Source organism: Gammaproteobacteria bacterium (assembly GCA_015709615.1).
Classification (GTDB): Bacteria; Pseudomonadota; Gammaproteobacteria; order Burkholderiales; family Nitrosomonadaceae; genus Nitrosomonas.
Window position 1 is genome coordinate 1,958,077 of the sequence record CP054179.1, and the last position, 21,213, is coordinate 1,979,289.

A 21,213-nucleotide genomic window follows, 5' to 3' on the forward strand; every position below is an offset into this window, starting at 1 on the left:
TTTGATTCCGAGTTCAACAAAAATTAAGGAGCGTCATTGTGTCACGCTTTCTCCCGCTTGGCAAAAGCGGACATCAACAAAAATGGAGCCCGCAGGCTCCATTTTTATAATGACGTTGCAACCCGAATTGGATTATTCAGCCGAGGTCACATTGATTTTCTTGGGTTGCACCGCTTCACGCTTCGGTATCACGACTTCCAACACGCCGTGCTTGGACGATGCGGAAATCGCCTCGGCATTGGCGGTATCCGGCAGGCTGAAGCGTCGGTAGAAAGAACCATAGGTGCGTTCAACGCGTTTATAGCCTTCCTTCTCGGTCTTGCTTTCCGATTTCTTTTCACCTTTGATGGTCAGCACGCCATCTTCCATACTGATATCGATTTCTTCCGGTTTAACACCGGGAATATCCGCATGAATGACAAATTTGTCCGCTTCTTCCTTGATATCCACAGCAGGCGCCCATTCGGCGGTTGCGGTGGAACCTTCGGCAACGCTTCGATCCAGTTCTCTTTGCAGCTGACTCAACAGACCCCAGGGTTCATAACGTGTAATAGCCATACTCAATTTCTCCTTATCGATTAAAAAAGCACATTGCGTAAGTCACAGTTACAAGAAATACACTTTCAAATGCAATATAAGGATCATCCATTATTTTTTCAAGCGGTCCCAGAAATTGCCTGGGTTTTAAAATGCGGCGCCATCACGGCCGCATATAACGCCGCCGCAATCCGTACAGAACCGCAGCGAGCGCGGATAGTAGCACGGTAACCAAGAGTCCGTTGCGCTTGACCCACTCCATTGTGTTTGATTGAACGGAAACATGCGCTTCGGCGAGACCCAGCACCTTCGTATCGGTCTGCGCATTATTTTGCGTCAACAAATGCAACTGGAAGCTCAGCTCCTGCTCGCCGGACGATTGCGGTGTCACGCGCCAGCGCCAGCTTGAGATACCTTTGTAGCCCGACAACGGCTCCTGCGGTCCAAGCCTGTCGATTTCAAAATCGTCACCAGCGATTTCCGCCTTCATGTCGGGTGATACCACACCGCTGATTCCTTGAATTCCGGTACCCTCGGATGCCGTCGCAACAAGCTCGTTGACAAACTTGGCCAGATGTTTCGTCTCCAGATTGAGCGTCACCTCAAAGCTTTCGTATTGTTTCACCGCCGACGGGATCGTGATCACGGTACTATCCACCGGCAACTTCATGATCACCGGATTGACATGCTTTTTGGACATCAGCATATGCATCAGCGCATTGAACGAAAAAGGCACAAGCAATAAAACAACCAGCATCGCGATAGGTACGATGAAATTAAAATTCAAACCTGATTGAGGTTCAGAGTCACGCATGATTTCTCCAGCAATGGGTTTACATTTAGGGGCAAATCATATCATTGTTGGGGAGGGAGCTGAGTAAATCAAAACAGCGAGTTTTGCTGATTATCGAAACTCAGCATATAAAATTTTTGCAAGTCTGCTTATTTTCTTAATCGCTAAAAACCGCCAAGTAGTCAGCAAAAACAAACACGCGATTACGGCTTTGTCCGGTGATCTCGTGCAAAATGCCGTGTTCACACATTTGCGCAACCAATTCATTCGCCGCCTTGTAACTGAGATCGCAGATTTGCTGAACTTCTTCGATGCGGATGGCGGGTTGCGTAAACAAAGCATTCAGTAAGCGCTACGCACTTGCAGTTCTGCGCCCGAAACTCGCTTGCAGATTCTGCTCTAAGCGGGCTTTTAAACTAATGATGCGGGACAAGGCGCTCACTGCCAAAGTTGCCGTTTGCTCAATCCCGACCAGAAAATACTTAAGCCACTGCAACATATCGCTTTTCTCACGCACGCGCATTAAGTTATCGTAATACAATCCTTTGTCCTTCTCAAAATAGCTGGAAAGATAAAGCAACGGTTTTTCCAAAATCCCCTCACTCACCAAAAACAGCGTAATCAATAGCCGTCCGATACGCCCGTTGCCATCCAGAAACGGATGTATGGTTTCAAACTGGTAATGCGCGATCGCGATGCGGATCAATGCTGGAACATGAATAGCCCGGCTGTGCAAAAACTGCTCCAGGTCGCTCATCAATTCATTGACATGCTGATGATGAGGAGGAATAAACACCGCATCCACCAAACTATGACCGCCGATCCAGTTCTGGCTGGTACGAAACTCACCGGGCAGCTTGTGCTCGCCGCGCACGTTTTGCAGCAATGTCGCATGCATTTGTCTTAATAAACGTGACGACAAAGGCAATGTCTGTAAATGGTCGATTGCCTGATTCAACGCCTGCGTGTAATTTTGCACCTCGCGCCAATCGTTACGGTGCTCGGGCAGAATTTCCGATTCGGGCAATACCGCTTCCTGAATATTGGTCTGCGTCCCTTCGATACGGCTGGAAATCACCGCTTCCTTGGTCACGTGCAATTGAATGAACAAATCGATATTCGGCACTAAGCGCGCAAATGAATTGAGTTCCCCGAGCTTGACCGCCGCCTTCTCCAGCAACAGATTTATCTGCGGCATTTGCCACACCCATTCATCGTTAATCGTGGATGGCAGGAAATACCGGTATTCATAACCTTTCTGGAAGTGACCGGACTGATACTGCTCAAGTTGAATCGTCATGGCATGTTCATGCGGAAAGAAAGTAACATATAAAATCTTTTGGGTCTTAGGAAGTTAAGCACTTACTAAAGTGTGCTAACTTTCTGAGATGAATGCTAAAAACAGATACTATTTTCGTTCTCGAATCAGAGAAGCAAAATTCAGGCAACTTATTCGATGTTTTTCGATGGATTTTACTGCTACTGACACAGCCCAATTGACCGGCATTTCTATCCGATCCGTCAATACCATTTATCTTAAAATACGACAGCGAATTGCCCAGAATTGCGAACTTGAATCCCCTCTGCAAGGTTCTGTAGAAGTTGATGAGTCTTACTTTGGTGCCCAGCGAGTCAGGGGTAAAAGGGGGCGGGGCGCTTATGGCAAAACAATAGTCTTTGGTGTGCTTAAACGCCAAGGAAAAGTTTATACAGAGATTGTTCCAGATTGCTCTAAAGCGACATTGCAAGCCATTATCCGTGGGCATGTAGCGCCCGATACCGTAATCCATTCCGATGGATGGCGTGGTTATGACGGATTGGTCGATATCGGCTTTGATAAGCACTTCAGGGTTCACCATGGTGACAATGAGTTTGCCAGTGGCGAGCGGCATATTAATGGTATCGAGTCTTTCTGGAGTTTTGCTAAAAGACGTTTGGCCAAGTTCAATGGTGTGCCCGAACATACTTTCTACCTGCACTTGAAAGAAACCGAATTTCGTTTTAATCATCGCCGTGATAATCTCTATCATGAAATTCTTAAATTGTTACGTTTAAACCCGCTTTAACTTCCTAAGACCCAATCTTTTATATTACTTTTACTGCTGAAAGTAAAATATGAATGACATTATGTTACTTTTATTATCATTGTATACGATGATTTTGTTCCGCATTGCTGACTAAAATCGCAGATCGATTTTGGGTGACCAAACAAATTTCTTGATCTTTTCTTTGCCAGAATGCGATTTAGAATTGAGATAGCATTTAACATGTTCGGAAAGATTTTGCTTATGTGGTGCTGATGCGTTTGAAATTAATGCTCCCATGATGACATCTACGAGCTGTATCAGACTATTCTCTTTTGAATTGAGAGGCTTTAAGGTATGGATCCATTTTTGCTTTATAAAGAATCCATCCCTTTTGATGGCGTTGTTTAGTGCAAATTGAAGAGAAGACCACCGATATGATTTCCCATCCTTATAATCCATAAACATGCCATACCTATAGTAGGGAAGTGTATTCAGGCGCAAGAAAATATAGTAAGTTTTAAAAAATCTTTGTTCTTCAGTTGGTGCCCATTCTTTCCAGCTTTCTCCTTTTTGCACCTGCATGACAATAACTCGTGTATAAGGGGCATCCAAGAAAATATTTGAAAATTCGATGTATACAGAGAGCATCTGTCTAGAAACCTTAGATGTAAGAATTTCTAGCGTTGTTTACAGTATTCAGGAGAATACTGTAGATGAACATACACAAACGCACTCGTTTAACATTATTGGATCGTCAGGAAATCTGGCGGCTGTATCAAACCCGGCTGTGGAAGGTAGTTCAGCTGGCAGAATACTTTCACGTCAGCCGGCCAACGATTTATGACGTACTGAAACGAGCCAGACTCCAGGAATTTACTCCGCGTAGCAGTACCAATCAGCGCTTCAAGACACTGCAGTATGGCCTCAAACGTTTGGCTAAAGTAGAGCAAACCATCCAGGAACGTCTCAAGCGTGAAGCGAAGCGCTATAACAAATCTTATCCGGGCGAGCTCGTTCACCTCGATACCAAGCGGCTTCCATTATTGAAAGGACAGTCTGCCAATGAACCTCGCGAGTACCTGTTTGTGGCCATCGATGATTTCTCCAGGGAATTATATGCCGATATCTTCCCCGATAAAACTCAATACAGCGCCGCTTGCTTTCTCATCGCTACTGTTGCCCAATGTCCTTATCAAATCGATTGCACTTATTCCGATAACGGCACGGAATTTAAAGGAACTGACGATCATGCTTTTGTCAAAGCTTGCAGGCAACACGGTATCGGTCAGAAGTTTACTCGTGTCAATCGTCCTCAAACCAACGGGAAAGCTGAGCGCGTGATCCGCACGCTCATGGACATGTGGCACAACAAATTCTGTTTTAAAGACACTGCTGACCGACGTATTCAACTTGTCCGTTTCATTAACTTCTACAACACCGTCAAACCCCATAAGAGTTTGTATAACGCAACCCCTTATGAAATACTCAACGCTTATTTCAATCAACCTCTCTGTAAACAACCCTGAGATTTCTTACACCTTAGACCATTTCATTTCCCCATAACAGTAGTGTTTATCCCTGAAAACATTTATTTTTGTTTTAAGAATTTCAGCGCGTTCAGGAGTGCAGCATAGTGCACCTAGGTAAAAAGTCCTTTTGTCGTGAACACCAGATTCATCGCAGTAAAGATTGTAATAAATGCTCAATTCTTTGAAGCCTCAATTTAAAAAGATTTCAGTTTATTTGTGTTTTTATATAGAAATTCTGTTTTCCGAGTTAATCGTATTTTTTTAGCTCTTTCAGTACATCTCGATACCCCGGACAAACCCTCCCCACCGCCTCCCAAAACGCTTTTGAGTGATTCATCTCGATCAGATGCGCGAGTTCGTGGGCGACGACGTAGTCGACCAAGTGCAATGGCAGTTGGATCAAGCGCCAGTTTAGCGTGATAAGACCACGGCTGTTGCAGCTGCCCCAGCGGGTTTTAGCTTGGGATAGGCGGAAGGGTGGAGTGGGGACTGCCAATTCCGGTGCGTAAAGTTCGATGCGTTGCTTGAAGCAGGTAATCGCTTGCTGTTGATACCAGCTCATCACGAAGGTTTCGATATGGCGGGAGTTGAGTTCGATGGTGAGCGGTTGTGGTAATTCCTGATCGAATGACCGGATCATTGCGAGTTCGCCGGTTGGTTTCATTGCAATCCGCCAAGGTTCGCCGAGCAGCGGGTAGGTAGTTTCCAACGACCAGTCGAGCACCAGGCTTTTTTTGTCCTGCCATTGCGCGAGCTTCTTCGTGATCCAACCGGCTTTTTGCTGCAAAACACTGTCGATATATGCAAGTGGGGTATGCAATGGCGCGCTGATGCGCAGGCCGTGCTGGCTGATTTGCAGGCCGATCGAGCGGCGGCGGCTGCGAGTGAGGGTGTAGGGGATATCTTGGCCGCCGAGTGTCGCGATTTGCGTGGCGGTTTGCGGCGGCACGGCTAGGATTGCTGCGGATTGATCTGGTTGATGCGCTGCATTTCCGCTTCGATCCACGCTTCCACTTGCGCGTTCAGCTCACCGGCTTCCATACCAGTGGGATCGATCGGCTGGCCGACGCTGACGGTGATGGTGCCGGGGTGTTTGACGAACGAGTTTTTGCCCCAGAATTCCCCAGCGTTATGCGCCACCGGCACGACCGGCACATTGGTATGCGTTGCCAGCCACGCGCCACCGATGCGGTATTTGCCGCGCTGTCCGGGCGGGATGCGCGTGCCTTCGGGAAAGATCACGATCCAGAAGCCTTGTTGCAAACGGTCCTTGCCTTGCTCGACAATTTGCTCCAGCGCTTTCTTGCGGGCGCTGCGGTCAATCGCAATCGGACTGGTCATCGCCAAGCCCCAGCCGAAAAACGGGATGCGCAGCAGCTCTTTTTTCAGCACCCACACTTGCGGCGGAAAGATTTCCTGAAACGCCAGCGTTTCCCACGCCGATTGGTGTTTGGAAAGCACGATACTCGGGATTTTTGGGATATTTTCCGCGCCGATGATGCGGTAACGCAAGCCGCACAGGTGCCACAACAGAAACAGCATGATACGCGTCCAGCTCGAAGTGACGCGGTAACGGTTATGCGGCGATAGCGGAAAGCACGCCAGCGTCAGCAACGCATACGGTGGCGTGATGATGATTTGCAGCAGCATGTACAACGCTGAACGAAGAAATGCCACGCTTATTCTTCTCCAACCAGTGCGTCGGTAACAGCCGCCAGATCGGCGAAAATCTGCGTATGTGCGGGAATTTCCTTGGCCGCGCGCGTTGTTTCTCCGTTACCGGTCAGCACCAGCACCGGAATCGCGCCAACCGCATCCGCCGCTTGCAAATCCTTCAACGAATCGCCGACTACCATGACATTTTTCAGATTGACGCCGTAACGCTGCATGATCTCATCGAACAACCCGGTCGCCGGTTTGCGGCAATTGCATTTATCCGCGTTGGTATGCGGGCAGAAAAATATCGCATCGATGCGCCCGCCCGCGTGATTGACCGCTTTGTACATTTTGTCGTTGATGGCGTTGTACGTCGCCATGTCGAGCAGGCCGCGCCCGATACCCGATTGGTTTGTGGCGATCACCACGCGATACCCCGCGTGCGTCAGGCGTGCGATTGCTTCCAGGCTACCGGGAATCGCAATCCATTCGTCCGGCGTTTTGATGAACGTGCCACTGCTCTCGTTAATCACGCCGGTTTGGTCGAGGATGATCAGCTTCATATCAGGTTGCCAGCTTGGAAAGATCGGCGATACGATTCATGATGCGATGCAGTTGCGCCAATAGCGCCAGCCGGTTGTTGCGCAATTTTTCATCGTCGACGTTCACCATCACATGATCGAAAAACGTATCGACCGGCGTTTTCAACGTTGCCAGCATTTGCAGCGAAGCGGTGTAATCACCGGCGGCAAAGGCTTGTTCGGTTTTTGGCTGAATAGCTTGCAGCGCCTGATAAAGCGCCTGCTCATCGGCTTCCTGCAATAAACCGGTATCGACGCTATCGCTGATATCGCCTTCGGATTTCTTGAGGATATTACCGACCCGCTTATTAGCCGCCGCCAGACTGACCGCTTCCGGCAGTGCGGCAAACGCCCGCACGGCGGCGAGACGTTTGGGAATGTCGCTAAGCAATTGCGGATTCAGGCTGAGCACGGCATCGACTTCCTGCGCGGTGTAGCCTTGGTCGCGTAAGTAGCTAGTGAGACGTTCGTAAACGAATACTAACAACTCTTGACGTATTTGATACAAGATATGGTAATGCTCCAGCATAAAATCAGGTGAACAGCTTTCCCATTTTTCTGGAATATCTTCATCTTCAGTTATTCCAATTACCTTCTGCACCAATTTGTCTAATTCGAGTGACAAATCTTCCTCGATTAAAATTCTTATAACTCCCAGTGCATGGCGTCGTAGTGCAAACGGATCTTTGTCGCCAGTTGGCACTTCGCCAATCTTGAACATATTTACCAAGGTTTCCAGTTTGTCTGCCAATGCCAAGCAAACACCCACTGGGTTGCGCGGCAATTCGTCACCGGCAAAGCGCGGTTTGTAATGGTCTTCGATGGCAAATGCAATGTCGTCGCTCAGGCCTTCGTGCTGTGCGTAATAGCGCCCCATGATGCCTTGCAGTTCGGGAAACTCACCGACCATGCCGGTCAGTAGGTCCACCTTGGCTAACGTAGCAGCTTTATAAGCCTGATCACCCAGGGCATCTCCATTCAATTGATGGCCGATCGCAGTTGCGATATTTCGAACATAAAACATGCGCTTGCCTTGCGTGCCAAGCTTGTTGTGATAAACCACCTTATCCAGTTCGGGCAAGCGCGATTCCAGCGTTTTTTTGCGATCCTGATCGAAGAAAAACTTGGCGTCTGCCAGACGCGAGCGCACTACGCGTTCGTTACCGGCGATGACTTGCGTGGGATCGGCGGGGCGGATGTTGGATACCAGCAGGAATTTGTTGGCGAGCTTTCCTTGCGCGTCGAGCAGCGGGAAGTATTTCTGGTTCGCTTTCATCGTCAGAATCAGGCATTCCTGCGGTACTTGCAGGAATTCGGCGTCGAATTGGCCAACCAGTACGTTCGGATGTTCGACCAGCGCGGTGACTTCGTCGAGCAGCGCATCGTCGTCGATGGGCGTGAGATGTTCTTTCGCAGCGGCTACGGCGAGCTGGCGCGCGATTTCGGCGCGGCGCTCAGCAAAGCTTGCGAGCACGGCGCCTTCGGTTTGCAGCTGTTGCGCGTAACTGTCAGCGTTGTGCAGCACGATGGGATTGACTTTGGCTTCAAAGCGGTGCCCTTGCGTTTCGCGCCCGGCTTGCAGGCCGAGCACGCTGACCGGCACGACATCGGCGCCGTGCAGCGCCACCAGCGAATGCGCCGGGCGCACGAAATGCACGCTTTGCCAGCCATCCGCCAGTTGATACGTCATCACTTTCGGAATCGGCAACTGGCTGATCGCGTCCTGCAACGCTTTTTGCAGCCCGTCGGTCAACAGCGTGCCTTGCACCACAGTATCCAAAAACAGTGTCTCGGTTTTACCGTCCATCGCGCGTTTCAGTTGCAGCACTGCCGAGGCATCGGCGCCGAAGCTGGCGAGTTTTTTCAATAGCGGCGGTGTCGCTTGACCTGCGGCATCCAGACCGACTTTGACCGGCATCAGTTTTTGCGTGACCGCTTGATCGGAAGCTTGCGCCGCGACATTGGCGATATGCACCGCCAACCGCCTTGGGGTGGCGTACGGCGTGATCGCTGCATCAGGCATGACCAATCCTTGCGCTTTCAGGCTGGCAGCAAGTAATTCAGCGAAACTCGCACCCAATTGTTTCAACGATTTCGGCGGCAGTTCTTCCACCAGCAGTTCAATAAGCAGGTTTTTGGTCATGATGCGGATTCCTGCATATCGGGCATTTGCGCGACCCATTCGCGCGGCGCCATCGGGAACGGCGGATTGAGGTTTTTACGGCTGTCGTAATACGCTCTGGCAACTTGGCGCGACAGGTTGCGGATGCGGCCGATATACGCCGCGCGCTCGGTCACTGAAATCGCGCCGCGCGCGTCGAGCAGATTAAACGTATGCGCGGCTTTCAGCACTTGTTCGTAAGCTGGCAGCGCCAATTGCTTTTCGATCAGATGATTGGCTTGCGCTTCGTGCTTGCCAAACGCCAGAAACAGAAATTCGGTGTCGCTTTCCTCAAAATTGTATTTCGATTGCTCAACTTCGTTTTGATGGTAGACATCGTGGTAGCGCAATCCCTTGGTCCAGGTCAGGTCGAACACGCTTTCCACGCCTTGCAAATACATCGCCAGACGCTCCAATCCGTAGGTGATCTCGCCGGTGATCGGCTTGCAATCGATGCCGCCGACTTGCTGGAAATAGGTGAATTGCGTCACTTCCATGCCGTTGAGCCAGGTTTCCCAGCCCAATCCCCAAGCGCCCAGCGTCGGGTTTTCCCAATCGTCCTCGACCAGCCGCACGTCGTTTTGCGTCAGATCGAAACCCAGTTCACGCAACGAATCGAGATACAAATCCAGAATATTTTTCGGCGCCGGTTTCAGCACCACTTGGAATTGATAATAATGCTGCAAGCGGTTGGGGTTTTCACCGTAACGGCCGTCTTTCGGGCGGCGCGATGGTTGCACGTATGCCACCTTCCACGGCTCGGGGCCGATGGCGCGCAAAAACGTGGCGGTGTGGCTGGTGCCCGCACCAACTTCCATATCGTACGGTTGCAGAATGGCACAGCCTTGTTTGGCCCAGTAGCGCTGCAGGGTGAAAATGATTTCCTGAAAGGTCAGTGTCGGCATGAAATGTCGAGTTATATCGTCAAATTAAAAACATGCGGATTTTACCGGTTTTTCCATGCCGCGCGGAAGGCGGATAACAATCCGATGCTTAAAAGTAACACGGCCAATCCGAGCACCGGGTAATTACCCGTGCGCACATACGGCGTCGCACCGGTGAAGCCTTGCGCCAATCCGTGCAGTGCCGCGGTGGTGAAGATTTCGATGGTATCCAGCACGCGCCCGCGCTCGTCGATGATCGCGGTGACGCCGGTGTTGGTCGCACGCAACATGTAGCGGCCTGTTTCCAGCGCGCGCATTTGCGAAATCTGCAAATGCTGCTGCGGCCCGATCGAACGGCCGAACCAGGCGTCGTTGCTGACATTGACCAGCAGCGTCGCTTGCGGCAATTGATTGATGATTTCTTCACCGAACACGTCTTCGTAGCAGATATTGATCGCTACGCGCTGTCCGGCGATGGCCATCGGCTGCTGATCCAGTCCGCCGCGCGAGAAATCCGACAACGGGATTTGCAGCACTTGAATCACCCAACCAAACAGCGGCTTGAACGGAATATATTCGCCGAACGGCACCAGATGGTGCTTGCGGTAGCTTTGTTGCGGCGAGGAACCGAAGCTGAACATGGTGTTGTAATACGCATCGCCGTCCGAATGATCGCGCTCGGCCAGACCGATCAGCACATCGCCGTTGTTATGTTTGGCATGCGCAGCCAGGTACGACAAGTACGCTGGCGGCATCGCATCGCTGAACAGCGGGATGGAAATTTCCGGCGTGACGATCAAGCGGCTATCGCTTTCCAGTATCAGCTTGGCGTAGGTTTCCATGGTACTTTCCAGATGATCGGGGCGCCATTTCATGTCCTGCGGGATATTGCCTTGCAGCAAACTCACGCTGACCGGTTCTCCCTGCGGCTTAACCCAATCGATCAACTGCAAGCCATACCCGCCGCACCAGATCAACAGCAACGGTAAACCGTAACGCCATTGTTTAAAACCTTTCTCAAACCAGAGAAAAAGCAGCACGGCGCTGAATATCAATATCAGCGAAATGCCGTAGACACCCACGACCGGTGCAAATCCCGCCAAAGGGCTGAAAGGCGCTTGCGAATAACCCAGCGCGAGCCACGGAAAACCGGTGAACAACGTGCCGCGCAGCCATTCCGACAGCATCCATAGCGCCGCTGCCAGCGACGCCCAAAGCACAGGCGAGGTCACGCGCGACTTAGTCAGCAGCCAAAAGGCCAGCGCCGGAAACAGCGACAGGTAAGCGCACAGGATAATCAGCGCAACTACGGCAACCGGCATCGGCATCGCGCCAAAATCGTGCAGGCTGACATAGATCCAGGTCACGCCGGCGCTGAACAATCCCATGCCGAACCAGAATCCCAACGCGGCGTTTTTCAGCGCGCTTTGACTTTTATGACAAAACGCCAGCAGCAGCGCTACGGTCACGACCGGCACCGGAAACAGATAGAACGGCGCAAAACCGAGCACGGTCAGCATGCCCAGCACAAATACGACCGCCAGTTTCAAGAATGGATTTTTCAATCGCGTCAAAATTCGAGATGATGAAAGTGGAAAAAATTACCGCGCACCGGAAATGGCCGGATGCAATCTGAAACTACGCTGAACTTTCATAATTCAATGATGTTCTCAGGATTTGCTTTATCATAAATTAACCGGCGACATCTTGGCACGCAATTTTAATTCCGTTACCCGGGATGACATTCCCTGTGACTTATGCTAAATAATTATTTATTCACTTTATTGCCGGTATAAAAGTAGAATATGCGCACCATGCGGCAGAGGGTCCGGCGCTGTGCCGCTCAAAAAGTGACTGAAAACTGGATGTAATGAATCCTTCCGGATGTTGCGCGGAAATTGTACGTTTTACCTTATATTTGAAAATCAAACGGATTTCTCATGAAATTTAAAATTCTAGGCGTGTTATTGCTGTCCGGACTTACTGCCTGCGCGCAGCTTCCCTCCAACAAGGAAGCGGAAAAAACGGGAGAATCCGCCGATGCAGAAGAAATCAGCCAGCAAAATCTGCCTAAGCAGGAGCTGACGGCCCCCATCCTATTTGATTTTTTAGTCGGCGAAACCGCACTGCAGCGCGGCAATTTGGATATTGCCGTCAATCGCTATGTCAAGCTGGCCAAAACGACACGCGATCCGCGCATCGCCAAACGCGCGACGGAAATTTCCCTGCATGCCGGTAACCCGTTTGCCGCGGAACAAGCGGCCACGATGTGGGTTGAGCTTGAACCCGAATCAGCCGATGCCCGGCAGACCATTGCTGCGCTGCTGGTCAATCTCGGCAAGCTGGACGCCGCGCGGCCTCATCTCGAAAAACTGCTGGCCTCGGAAAAAGAAGGGGTCGGCAATGCGTTTATGCAGCTTAACCAATTGCTGGCGCGTAATCCGGACAAAGCGGCAACCTTGAAGCTGATTCAACAGCTCGCGCAACCCTATAAGGATTTACCGGAAGTCCACTTCGCCATTTCCCAAGCGGCATGGTTCGCCAACCAGCATCCGCTTGCCCAGGAAGAAATGCAGCGCGCCCTGGCCTTGCGCCCGGAATGGGAAATCGCCGCGGTTCACAACGGCCGGATATTGCAGCGCAATTCCGTTGAGCAAGCGCGCGAATTTTACCGCGACTATCTGGATAAATATCCGGCATCCAATGAAGTGCGGGTCGCTTATACCCGGCTGCTGATCGGCGCCGGTGACGCTGATCTGGCACGCGCCCAAATTCAATGGTTGATGGACAAAAATCCCGAAGATGCCGAAATCACGCTGGCGGCAGGATTATTGGCCACGGAAATGGGCGATTTCGATGTCACGGAAACCAGTTTTAAAAAAGCGCTGGCGCTGGGCTATAAAGATACCAATGCGGTGTACTTTCACTTGGCGCAGATTTATGAAGAAACCAACCGCCCCGATTTGGCCATGGAAACTTATCAAATGGTTAAAAGCGGGGGGCGTTATTTACCCGCGCAAATCCGCTATGCGGATTTATTGGCGTTAAAAGGCCATCTGCAGGAAGCGCGTGAGCATCTGAAAAAACTTCCCGCCGCCAATGATCAGCAGGCGGCGCATTTGATCTTAGCGGAAGCGCAGATTCTGCGGCGTACCAAGGCGCATCAGGAAGTCTATGACTTGCTTGACGAAGGATTAAAGAAACTGCCGGATTATCCCGAGCTGCTTTATGATCGCGCCTTGGCAGCCGACAAGCTGGGTAAATTTAAAATCCTGGAGCAGGATTTGCGCAAGCTGATCAAACTCAAGCCGGATAACGCACATGCCTATAATGCGCTGGGCTACAGCTTCGCCGAGCGCGGCACGCACCTGCCGGAAGCATTGAAACTGATCCGGAAAGCCGTCGAGCTTTCTCCCGATGATCCCTATATTATGGACAGTTTGGGCTGGGTATACTATCGCATGGGAAAGTTCACCGAAGGTCTGAATTTCCTGAATCTGGCTTTTGCCGCCCGCCCCGATCCGGAAATCGCCGCACACTTGGGTGAAGTGCTTTGGGTCAAAGGCGCGAAAGACGATGCCAAGAATATATGGCGTTCCGCTTTGGAAAAAGATCCGGACAATGAGATCCTGCTGGAAACATTGCAGCGTCTGACAAAAAAGAAAGTGATCGATTAAATCCGTTTCCATCGGCGCAACCGGCCATTGTTAACTATCATCGCAACCAGCGCGCAATAAATCTTTGTGAGTCCGTCAATCAATTAAAATGTCAAATACCTCTCCTGCACTGGAATTCAAAAGCAGTACTTTTTTCGCGCCCATCCTGATTCTTTATACCAACGACCTGACCGCGATCGAACAGACGTTGCACGAAAAAATCAACTTGGCGCCGGAATTTTTCAAAGACTCACCGTTGATTATCGATCTGCGCGAATTGAACAAACAAAATCTGGATTTGGATTTTTCCCAAGTCATACAACTGCTGCGCAGGGTAAGCTTTTTTCCGGTCGGTATCCGCGGCGGCAACGAAAATCAGAATAAACAGGCGCGCACGTTATTCATCCCGATCGATACGGTGCGCGAGCAAGGCAGCACCCTGATGATCGGCGCGGAAGCGGCCAAACAGGAAACGGCTCCGCAACCGGCCGCACCAGCGGAAACAGCCCCGGCCAAAGAACCTGTCCGGCCTGTTCCGATTCCGCCGGTTTCCGCGGCGGCAACCTTAGTCACGCAGCCGATCCGTTCCGGACAACGCATTTACGCATCGGGCGATTTGATCATTCTGTCGCAGGTCAGCGCGGGCGCCGAAATTATGGCTGAAGGCAATATACACGTCTATAATACGCTCAGAGGGCGCGCGTTGGCGGGCGTACACGGCAATACCGCAGCGCGGATATTTTGTTTTGACTTGCAGGCGGAGCTCATTTCCATCGCCGGTGATTACAAAACCAGCGAGGACTTGAACAAACAAACATACAAGAATCCCGTACAGATATACTTGCAGAATCATGCGTTGATCATAAAAGAGATCGCTTAAGACCAAACAGCAAAGGAGGCTCAATTGGCAAGAATTATAGTCGTGACATCAGGCAAAGGTGGCGTTGGCAAAACAACCACAAGCGCAGCGATTGCTATGGGGCTGGCGAAAAAAGGACACAAAACAGCCGTCATCGATTTTGATGTGGGCTTACGAAATCTGGATTTGATTCTCGGTTGCGAACGCCGGGTGGTCTACGATTTTATCAACGTGATCAACGGTGAAGCCAGTCTCAATCAAGCGCTGATCCGCGATAAGAACTGCAATTTGCTGTATATCCTGCCAGCATCGCAGACACGCGACAAAGATGCGCTGACACAGGAAGGCGTCGGCAAGGTTTTAGACGAATTATCCAAGGATTTCGAGTATATCGTGTGCGATTCCCCCGCGGGTATCGAGAAAGGCGCCAATCTGGCGCTTTATTTCGCCGATGATGCTTTTGTCGTCACCAATCCGGAAATTTCCTCGGTGCGCGACTCGGATCGCATGCTGGGCATTCTGTCCAGCAAATCGCGCCGGGCCGAAAGGAATGAAGAACCGATCAAGGAATATTTGCTGCTGACCCGGTATGATCCCGACCGGGTCAAACTCGGTGAAATGCTGAGTCTGGAAGACGTGCAGGAAATTCTGTCGCTGGATTTACTAGGCATCATTCCGGAATCGAAATCAGTCCTGTCGGCGTCGAACGCGGGCATGCCGGTGATTCTGGATGAAAAGAGCGAAGCCGGCCAGGCCTACGCCGATGTCGTTGCGCGCTACTTGGGAGAAAAACTGCCGCATCGGTTTATCGATGGTAAACAAGGGTTTCTCAGAAGGCTATTCGGAGGAAGAAAATGAGTTTACTGGACTATTTCAGATCATCCAAACCTAAAACCGCTCCGCTGGCCAAAGAGCGCCTGCAAATTCTGGTTGCGCATGAGCGCAAATTCCGCAATCAGCCTTCTTATTTGCCGCAATTGCAAAAAGAATTGCTCGACGTGATCCGCAAGTACGTCAATGTCGACCAGGACGCGATTTCGGTTAATTTTGAGCAAGACGACAATCAGGAAACGCTGGAACTCAATATCGTATTGCCGGATTATCAACAGACCAACAAGCCGATCAATAGCTAACACGTTGGTAATCGGACAATTGATTTCCATCGGTTTTGTTACGGAATTTCCGGCAAACAGGTGCAGAATCCGGCCGTGGAAAATTATTCTGGGGATTTGGGCCAGTTGTATTTTTCCGCTGTTTTCCGGTTGCCAGTTGCTGCCCGTTCAAACGCAAGCCGAAACGGCTGTCACCACCATTCAGACCGAGCCCGTCGCGGGTGCTCACAATGCAGCCGCTGCCGATTTCAATATTCTGGGTAGAATCGCCATTCAGGATGACAATCAAAGCTTCTCCGGCAGTTTCCGCTGGCAGCATCTGGCAGCCAGCGATGAGATTTTGTTGTTCACCCCGCTAGGTCAAGCGGTTGCGGAGATTTCAAAAGATCATGAGGGCGTGCGCTTGATCACTGCAAAAATGGAAGCGTTTTATGCCGACAATGTGGAAAGCCTAACACAAGAAATTCTCGGCTGGCGTTTGCCGCTCAATGGTTTGCAATTCTGGATACAAGGTCAGCACTCGCCCGCGAATGCGTCGCAAAAGGATTTGAACAGCAAAAATCAGGTGATCGCAATCCGGCAAGACGGCTGGCGCATTCGCTATCAAGATTTCACCCCGGCGCGGCCAAGCGCTGCACCTCTGCCTCGGGTGCTTGATCTAACGTATCAGAAGCTCAGAATCCGACTGGTTGTCGATGACTGGAAAGTAGTCGAATAACTGTCACTGCATTTACACCATAACCACCCGATTCTTATCGCTATGTACACATTTCTCGCGCCGGCCAAGCTGAATCTTTTTTTACACGTCGTAGGCCGCAGACCGGATGGTTATCATTTGTTGCAAACCGTTTTCCGGTTTATCGATTTTTCCGATCAGATTAGTTTCGAGGTACGCGATGACGGTGTCATCAAACTGCACAATCCCATTGCCGGAGTACCGGAAGACAAAGATTTGTGCGTCCGCGCCGCCAAGCTGCTGCAACAAAAAACCGCAACCGCTCAAGGGGCCGACATCTTTTTGCAAAAACAAATCCCGCTGGGCGGGGGGCTGGGTGGCGGCAGCTCGGACGCCGCAACTACACTGCTGGCGCTGAATCAACTGTGGCAGGTAAATTTAAGCCGTGCACAACTGCTGGAATTAGGGCTTCAGCTCGGTGCCGATGTGCCGGTTTTTATTTTTGGACAAAATGCCTTTGCCGAAGGAATCGGTGAAAAACTGGCTGCCATCGAGCTGCCGCCTGCTTGGTATCTGGTTATCATACCCGCGGCGCAAATCTCGACCGCAGAAATTTTTGCCAGCAGGGAATTGACACGCAACACGATACCTATCACAATACCGCCCTTTTCTGTCTGGCAAGGACATAATGATTTAGAATTAGTCGTTTGCCGGACGTATCCGGAAGTGGCAAGATGCTTGGAGTGGCTAAAACGGCTGGAAAATACTACAATAGCGGCGATGAGCGGTTCGGGCGCTTGCGTATTTGCTGAGTTTGCCACGGAACAGGAAGCGCGCGCTGCTTTTGAACGGATTCCGGATGATATGAACGGTTTTGTGGCAAAAGGGCTGGACTGTCATCCACTGCACAAAACATTAGATTAGGAAAATTAGGGGAGTCGCCAAGTGGTAAGGCACCGGATTTTGATTCCGGCATTCGTAGGTTCGATCCCTACCTCCCCTGCCAGTAATTAGTAATTGGCTCAGTCGCAACTCCCGTTTGGGAGCTATGCTATTCATTCTTACCCGAGTTAATGGATAGAAGACAACAATGCAATCGCCGTGAGCAGCTTATTTAACGAAACAAAAACCTGTTCTTCCCATTATCCCAGCGAGTTAGCGTAAAGAAATAACATGGCTTATGACAGTTTGATGGTCTTTACTGGAAATGCCAATCCGAAATTGGCGGAAGATGCTGTCAAGCATCTCAATATCCATTTGGGACGCGCGACTGTCAGTCGCTTCAGCGATGGCGAAGTGATGGTGGAAATCCTTGAGAACGTGCGCGGCAAAGATGTGTTTGTATTGCAATCCACTTGCGCGCCGACCAATGACAGTTTGATGGAAATACTGGTCATGGTGGACGCATTGAAACGCGCATCGGCGAGCCGCATTACCGCCGCAATTCCTTATTTCGGCTATGCGCGCCAGGATAGAAGACCGCGCTCGGCACGCGTGCCGATTACCGCCAAGGTAGTCGCCAATATGCTGACAACCGTGGGCATCGATCGCTTGCTGACGATGGATTTGCACTCGGATCAAATCCAGGGTTTCTTTGATATTCCGGTGGACAATATTTACGGCATGCCGATTTTGCTGGGCGATATCTGGAAGCATAATTACCAGAATCTGATCGTGGTATCACCCGATGTCGGCGGCGTGGTGCGGGCTCGGCATTTGGCCAAGCGGCTGGAATGCGATCTGGCGATCATCGACAAGCGCCGCCCCAAACCCAACGAAGCCAAGGTCATGAACATCATCGGCGAAGTGAAAGATCGCACCTGCGTGATCATTGACGACATGGTGGATACCGCCAACACTTTATGCCAGGCGGCAAAAGCATTAAAAGAGCACGGTGCAAAAGCCGTGATCGCGTATTCCACACACGCGGTATTATCCGGCAATGCCGTGGAGCGCATCCAAAATTCGGCTTTGGATAAATTGGTGGTCACCGATACGATACCGTTGCGCGCGGATGCGTTGGCGTGTGATCGTATTTGTCAATTAAGCATAGCCAACCTGCTGGCCGAGACCATGTTGCGCATCAGCAATGAAAGCTCGCTGAGCTCATTATTTATGGAATAAATTACGTTTTTTTAACCGGTTTGTTTGGTCGCGAACAAACCATCACTTAGGAGTCTTACAATGAAAATTGAAATCAGCGCTGACAAGCGCACACTGCAGGGCAAGGGTGCGAGCCGCCGCCTGCGTCGTTCCGGTAAAGTACCGGCGATCATTTATGGCGGTGAAGCCGCGGCACAATCGGTTGAAATGGATCACAAGGATTTGTTCTACAATCTTAAGCACGAAGCTTTTCACGCATCGATCTTGTCGCTCAGCGTAGACGGAAAAAAAGAACAGGTTCTGCTGCGCGATATCCAAATGCATCCTTACAAACAGCAAGTTTTGCATGTGGATTTTCAGCGCGTCGACAAGAACAAGAAAATCCATATGAAAGTGCCGTTGCACTTCATCAATGCGGAAATTTCACCGGGCGTTAAAACCTCCGGCGGTATCGTTTCCCATATCCTGACCGAAGTCGATATCAGTTGCTTGCCGGACGATCTGCCGGAATATATTTCCGTCGATTTAGCCGAACTCACCGCAGGCCACACCCTCCACTTGAGCGATTTGGCACTGCCTAAAGGTGTTGAAACGGTGGCTTTAACCAAAGGTGAAAACTTGCCGGTTACCACGATCGTCATTCCACGCTCGGTATTGTCTGAGGAAGCGAGCACTGAAGAAGCAGGCGCCGAGAAAAAATAAGCTGAGCAACCAAGCGCTCGCTGTTCCGGAAATTGAAAAAATCTGCCGCAGTAGCAATACGTAGCGGCAGATTTTTCATTTCCGGATTCAATTGTGGCAGCGGCAAAAATTCTCATTGAAGTCATCCATCATTTCATGAAACTGATCGTTGGACTGGGCAATCCCGGCAGAGAGTACGACGGCACACGGCATAACGCCGGTTTCGACTGGATCGACCGGCTGGCGCACAAACTGCAAGTTTCGCTCAGGCCGGAAGCGCGCTTTCATGGCTTGTGCGTGCAAATCCGGCAGAAAGACGCCGATGTGTGGCTGCTGGAACCGCAAACATTCATGAACCGCAGCGGTCAAGCGGTCGCAGCACTGTGCCAGTTCTATAAAATCCTGCCGCAGGAAATGATCGTGGTGCATGACGAACTCGATCTGCCGCCTGGCGTGGCCAAGCTGAAAAAAGGCGGCGGTCTGGGCGGGCATAACGGCCTCAAGGATATCGCGGCGAAACTCGGCACCCAGGATTTCTGGCGGCTGCGCATCGGCATCGGCCATCCCGGTGACCGCAACGCCGTAGTCGGCTATGTGCTGCATCCGCCGCGCAAGGAAGAAGCGCCACTGATCGAAGAAGCCATCGCCCGCAGCCTGGAAGTCTGGCCGCTGATCGCGCAAGGCGCGTGCGAAGCCGCCATGCTGAAATTGCACACAAAAGCATAACAATCCAGTAAAACTTTCATACAATCGTCATTTAATTTTTTAATGAGAATCAGGTCATGAGTCTGAAATGCGGAATCGTCGGTCTTCCCAATGTCGGCAAGTCCACCTTGTTTAACGCGTTGACCAAAGCGGGCATCGCCGCGGAAAACTATCCGTTCTGCACTATCGATCCGAACGTCGGCATCGTCGAAGTGCCGGATCCACGCCTGCAAAAGCTCAGCGACATCGTCAAACCGCAGAAAGTGCAGCCGGCCATCGTCGAATTCGTCGACATCGCCGGACTGGTCGCGGGCGCATCCAAAGGCGAAGGATTGGGCAACAAATTTCTCGCCAACATCCGCGAAACCGACGGCATCGTCAACATGGTGCGCTGCTTCGCCGATGACAACGTCGTACATGTCGCCGGTAAGGTCGATCCGATCTCCGATATCGAAGTGATCCAGACCGAACTGGGACTGGCCGATCTCGCCACAGTGGAAAAAGCGCTGTTGCGCGAATCCAAGGTGGCCAAATCCGGCAACAAGGATGCGATCAAACTGTGCGCCCTGCTGGAGCAGGTGCAAGCGCATCTGAACGAAGGCAAACCCGCCCGAACGCTCGATCTCGACAAGGAACAAAAGCACCTGCTGCAACCGTTGTGCCTGCTAACAGCCAAACCCGCGATTTACGTCGCTAACGTCGACGACCACGGCTTTGAAAACAACCCGCTGCTCACCCGCGTGCAGGAATACGCCGCCCAGGAAGGTGCGCCGGTCGTCGCCATCTGCGCCGCGCTCGAAGCCGAAATCGCGGAACTGTCCGACGAAGACAAGAAAATCTTTTTAGCCGACCTGAACCTCGAAGAACCCGGCCTCAACCGCCTGGTGCGCGCCGGTTACAACCTGCTCGGCCTGCAAACCTACTTCACCGCCGGCGTCAAGGAAGTCCGCGCCTGGACCATCCACAAAGGCGATACCGCGCCGCAAGCCGCCGGCGTCATTCACACCGATTTTGAAAAAGGCTTCATCCGCGCCGAAGTCATCAGCTACGATGACTTCATCGCGTATAACGGCGAACAAGGCGCCAAGGAAGCAGGAAAAATGCGCCTCGAAGGCAAGGAATATGTCGTCAAGGATGGGGATGTGATGCACTTCCGGTTTAACGTCTAAGTTTCCTGATCGAACATGTCGCAAATTTCAGGTTTTTGCGACATGTTCGATTGACCTGTCGCTGCGGGCGACATAAAAAAACTT

General features: G+C 51.2%; 21 protein-coding genes, 1 tRNA gene and 1 pseudogene. 13 read left to right on the forward strand and 10 right to left on the reverse strand.

What is annotated here, in order from left to right; genetic code table 11:
- Nucleotides 1-132: 132 nt before the first annotated feature.
- From HRU77_09490 to HRU77_09500, 3 genes and pseudogenes are all read right to left on the reverse strand, one after another.
- Nucleotides 133-558: an Hsp20/alpha crystallin family protein gene (locus HRU77_09490; GenBank protein QOJ20907.1), complete on the reverse strand. Its 426-nt coding sequence runs from the start codon at nucleotides 556-558 to the stop codon at nucleotides 133-135.
- Between the two features lie 142 nt (nucleotides 559-700).
- Nucleotides 701-1,351: a hypothetical protein gene (locus tag HRU77_09495; protein QOJ20908.1), complete on the reverse strand. Its 651-nt coding sequence runs from the start codon at nucleotides 1,349-1,351 to the stop codon at nucleotides 701-703.
- A 136-nt stretch (nucleotides 1,352-1,487) separates the two neighbouring features.
- Nucleotides 1,488-2,624: pseudogene (locus tag HRU77_09500) on the reverse strand (Fic family protein).
- Nucleotides 2,625-2,718: 94 nt separating this feature from the next.
- On the opposite strand from HRU77_09500, the gene HRU77_09505 reads away from it, so the two are divergent.
- Nucleotides 2,719-3,396 carry an IS1595 family transposase gene (locus tag HRU77_09505; GenBank protein QOJ20909.1) on the forward strand — a complete coding sequence of 226 codons (678 nt, stop codon included), beginning with the start codon at nucleotides 2,719-2,721 and terminating at the stop codon, nucleotides 3,394-3,396.
- 111 nt (nucleotides 3,397-3,507) lie between these two features.
- On the opposite strand, the gene HRU77_09510 is transcribed toward HRU77_09505, so the two are convergent.
- Nucleotides 3,508-3,939, reverse strand: coding sequence for a hypothetical protein (locus HRU77_09510; GenBank protein ID QOJ20910.1), 432 nt, complete (start codon nucleotides 3,937-3,939; stop codon nucleotides 3,508-3,510).
- Nucleotides 3,940-4,070: 131 nt separating this feature from the next.
- Here HRU77_09510 and HRU77_09515 point away from each other — a divergent pair, with 131 nt between their 5' ends.
- On the forward strand, nucleotides 4,071-4,883 hold the full coding sequence (locus HRU77_09515) for a transposase family protein (protein QOJ20911.1): 813 nt from the start codon (nucleotides 4,071-4,073) through the stop codon (nucleotides 4,881-4,883).
- 250 nt (nucleotides 4,884-5,133) lie between these two features.
- On the opposite strand, the gene HRU77_09520 is transcribed toward HRU77_09515, so the two are convergent.
- Genes HRU77_09520 through lnt form a run of 6 tightly spaced genes read right to left on the reverse strand, consistent with a single transcriptional unit; the run spans nucleotide 5,134 to nucleotide 11,688 of the window.
- Complete coding sequence (locus HRU77_09520; GenBank protein ID QOJ22122.1) at nucleotides 5,134-5,811, reverse strand: M48 family metallopeptidase; 678 nt, start codon at nucleotides 5,809-5,811, stop codon at nucleotides 5,134-5,136.
- Between the two features lie 26 nt (nucleotides 5,812-5,837).
- On the reverse strand, nucleotides 5,838-6,563 hold the full coding sequence (locus HRU77_09525) for a 1-acyl-sn-glycerol-3-phosphate acyltransferase (GenBank protein ID QOJ20912.1): 726 nt from the start codon (nucleotides 6,561-6,563) through the stop codon (nucleotides 5,838-5,840).
- 2 nt (nucleotides 6,564-6,565) lie between these two features.
- On the reverse strand, nucleotides 6,566-7,105 hold the full coding sequence (gmhB, locus tag HRU77_09530; GenBank protein QOJ20913.1) for a D-glycero-beta-D-manno-heptose 1,7-bisphosphate 7-phosphatase: 540 nt from the start codon (nucleotides 7,103-7,105) through the stop codon (nucleotides 6,566-6,568).
- Between the two features lies 1 nt (nucleotide 7,106).
- Entirely contained in the window at nucleotides 7,107-9,266 is a 2,160-nt protein-coding gene (locus HRU77_09535) for a glycine--tRNA ligase subunit beta (protein ID QOJ20914.1), read from the reverse strand.
- Nucleotides 9,263-10,189: a glycine--tRNA ligase subunit alpha gene (gene glyQ, locus HRU77_09540; GenBank protein ID QOJ20915.1), complete on the reverse strand. Its 927-nt coding sequence runs from the start codon at nucleotides 10,187-10,189 to the stop codon at nucleotides 9,263-9,265. Before glyQ ends, HRU77_09535 begins: the two co-directional genes overlap by 4 nt.
- A gap of 41 nt (nucleotides 10,190-10,230) precedes the next feature.
- Complete coding sequence (lnt, locus tag HRU77_09545) at nucleotides 10,231-11,688, reverse strand: apolipoprotein N-acyltransferase (GenBank protein ID QOJ22123.1); 1,458 nt, start codon at nucleotides 11,686-11,688, stop codon at nucleotides 10,231-10,233.
- Nucleotides 11,689-12,108: 420 nt separating this feature from the next.
- On the opposite strand from lnt, the gene HRU77_09550 reads away from it, so the two are divergent.
- The 11 genes from HRU77_09550 to ychF all read left to right on the forward strand — a co-directional run bounded on the left by HRU77_09550 (nucleotide 12,109) and on the right by ychF (nucleotide 21,129).
- Nucleotides 12,109-13,845 (forward strand): tetratricopeptide repeat protein, encoded by a 1,737-nt coding sequence (locus tag HRU77_09550; protein ID QOJ20916.1) that lies wholly within the window; start codon nucleotides 12,109-12,111, stop codon nucleotides 13,843-13,845.
- 88 nt (nucleotides 13,846-13,933) lie between these two features.
- Nucleotides 13,934-14,704, forward strand: coding sequence for a septum site-determining protein MinC (gene minC, locus HRU77_09555; protein QOJ20917.1), 771 nt, complete (start codon nucleotides 13,934-13,936; stop codon nucleotides 14,702-14,704).
- Between the two features lie 24 nt (nucleotides 14,705-14,728).
- Entirely contained in the window at nucleotides 14,729-15,541 is an 813-nt protein-coding gene (gene minD, locus HRU77_09560) for a septum site-determining protein MinD (GenBank protein ID QOJ20918.1), read from the forward strand.
- The gene (minE, locus tag HRU77_09565) at nucleotides 15,538-15,816 is read left to right on the forward strand and encodes a cell division topological specificity factor MinE (GenBank protein ID QOJ20919.1); all 279 of its coding nucleotides are present in this window, start codon (nucleotides 15,538-15,540) and stop codon (nucleotides 15,814-15,816) included. Before minD ends, minE begins: the two co-directional genes overlap by 4 nt.
- Entirely contained in the window at nucleotides 15,701-16,513 is an 813-nt protein-coding gene (gene lolB / locus HRU77_09570; protein QOJ20920.1) for an outer membrane lipoprotein LolB, read from the forward strand. Before minE ends, lolB begins: the two co-directional genes overlap by 116 nt.
- Before the next feature lie 42 nt (nucleotides 16,514-16,555).
- Nucleotides 16,556-17,395: a 4-(cytidine 5'-diphospho)-2-C-methyl-D-erythritol kinase gene (gene ispE, locus HRU77_09575; GenBank protein ID QOJ20921.1), complete on the forward strand. Its 840-nt coding sequence runs from the start codon at nucleotides 16,556-16,558 to the stop codon at nucleotides 17,393-17,395.
- A 7-nt stretch (nucleotides 17,396-17,402) separates the two neighbouring features.
- Nucleotides 17,403-17,477: transfer RNA gene (locus HRU77_09580), tRNA-Gln, on the forward strand.
- Nucleotides 17,478-17,644: 167 nt separating this feature from the next.
- Complete coding sequence (locus HRU77_09585) at nucleotides 17,645-18,595, forward strand: ribose-phosphate pyrophosphokinase (protein QOJ20922.1); 951 nt, start codon at nucleotides 17,645-17,647, stop codon at nucleotides 18,593-18,595.
- 60 nt (nucleotides 18,596-18,655) lie between these two features.
- On the forward strand, nucleotides 18,656-19,276 hold the full coding sequence (locus HRU77_09590) for a 50S ribosomal protein L25/general stress protein Ctc (protein ID QOJ20923.1): 621 nt from the start codon (nucleotides 18,656-18,658) through the stop codon (nucleotides 19,274-19,276).
- A 123-nt stretch (nucleotides 19,277-19,399) separates the two neighbouring features.
- On the forward strand, nucleotides 19,400-19,981 hold the full coding sequence (pth, locus tag HRU77_09595; protein QOJ22124.1) for an aminoacyl-tRNA hydrolase: 582 nt from the start codon (nucleotides 19,400-19,402) through the stop codon (nucleotides 19,979-19,981).
- A 56-nt stretch (nucleotides 19,982-20,037) separates the two neighbouring features.
- Nucleotides 20,038-21,129 (forward strand): redox-regulated ATPase YchF, encoded by a 1,092-nt coding sequence (ychF, locus tag HRU77_09600; GenBank protein ID QOJ20924.1) that lies wholly within the window; start codon nucleotides 20,038-20,040, stop codon nucleotides 21,127-21,129.
- The last annotated feature ends 84 nt before the right edge of the window (nucleotides 21,130-21,213 follow it).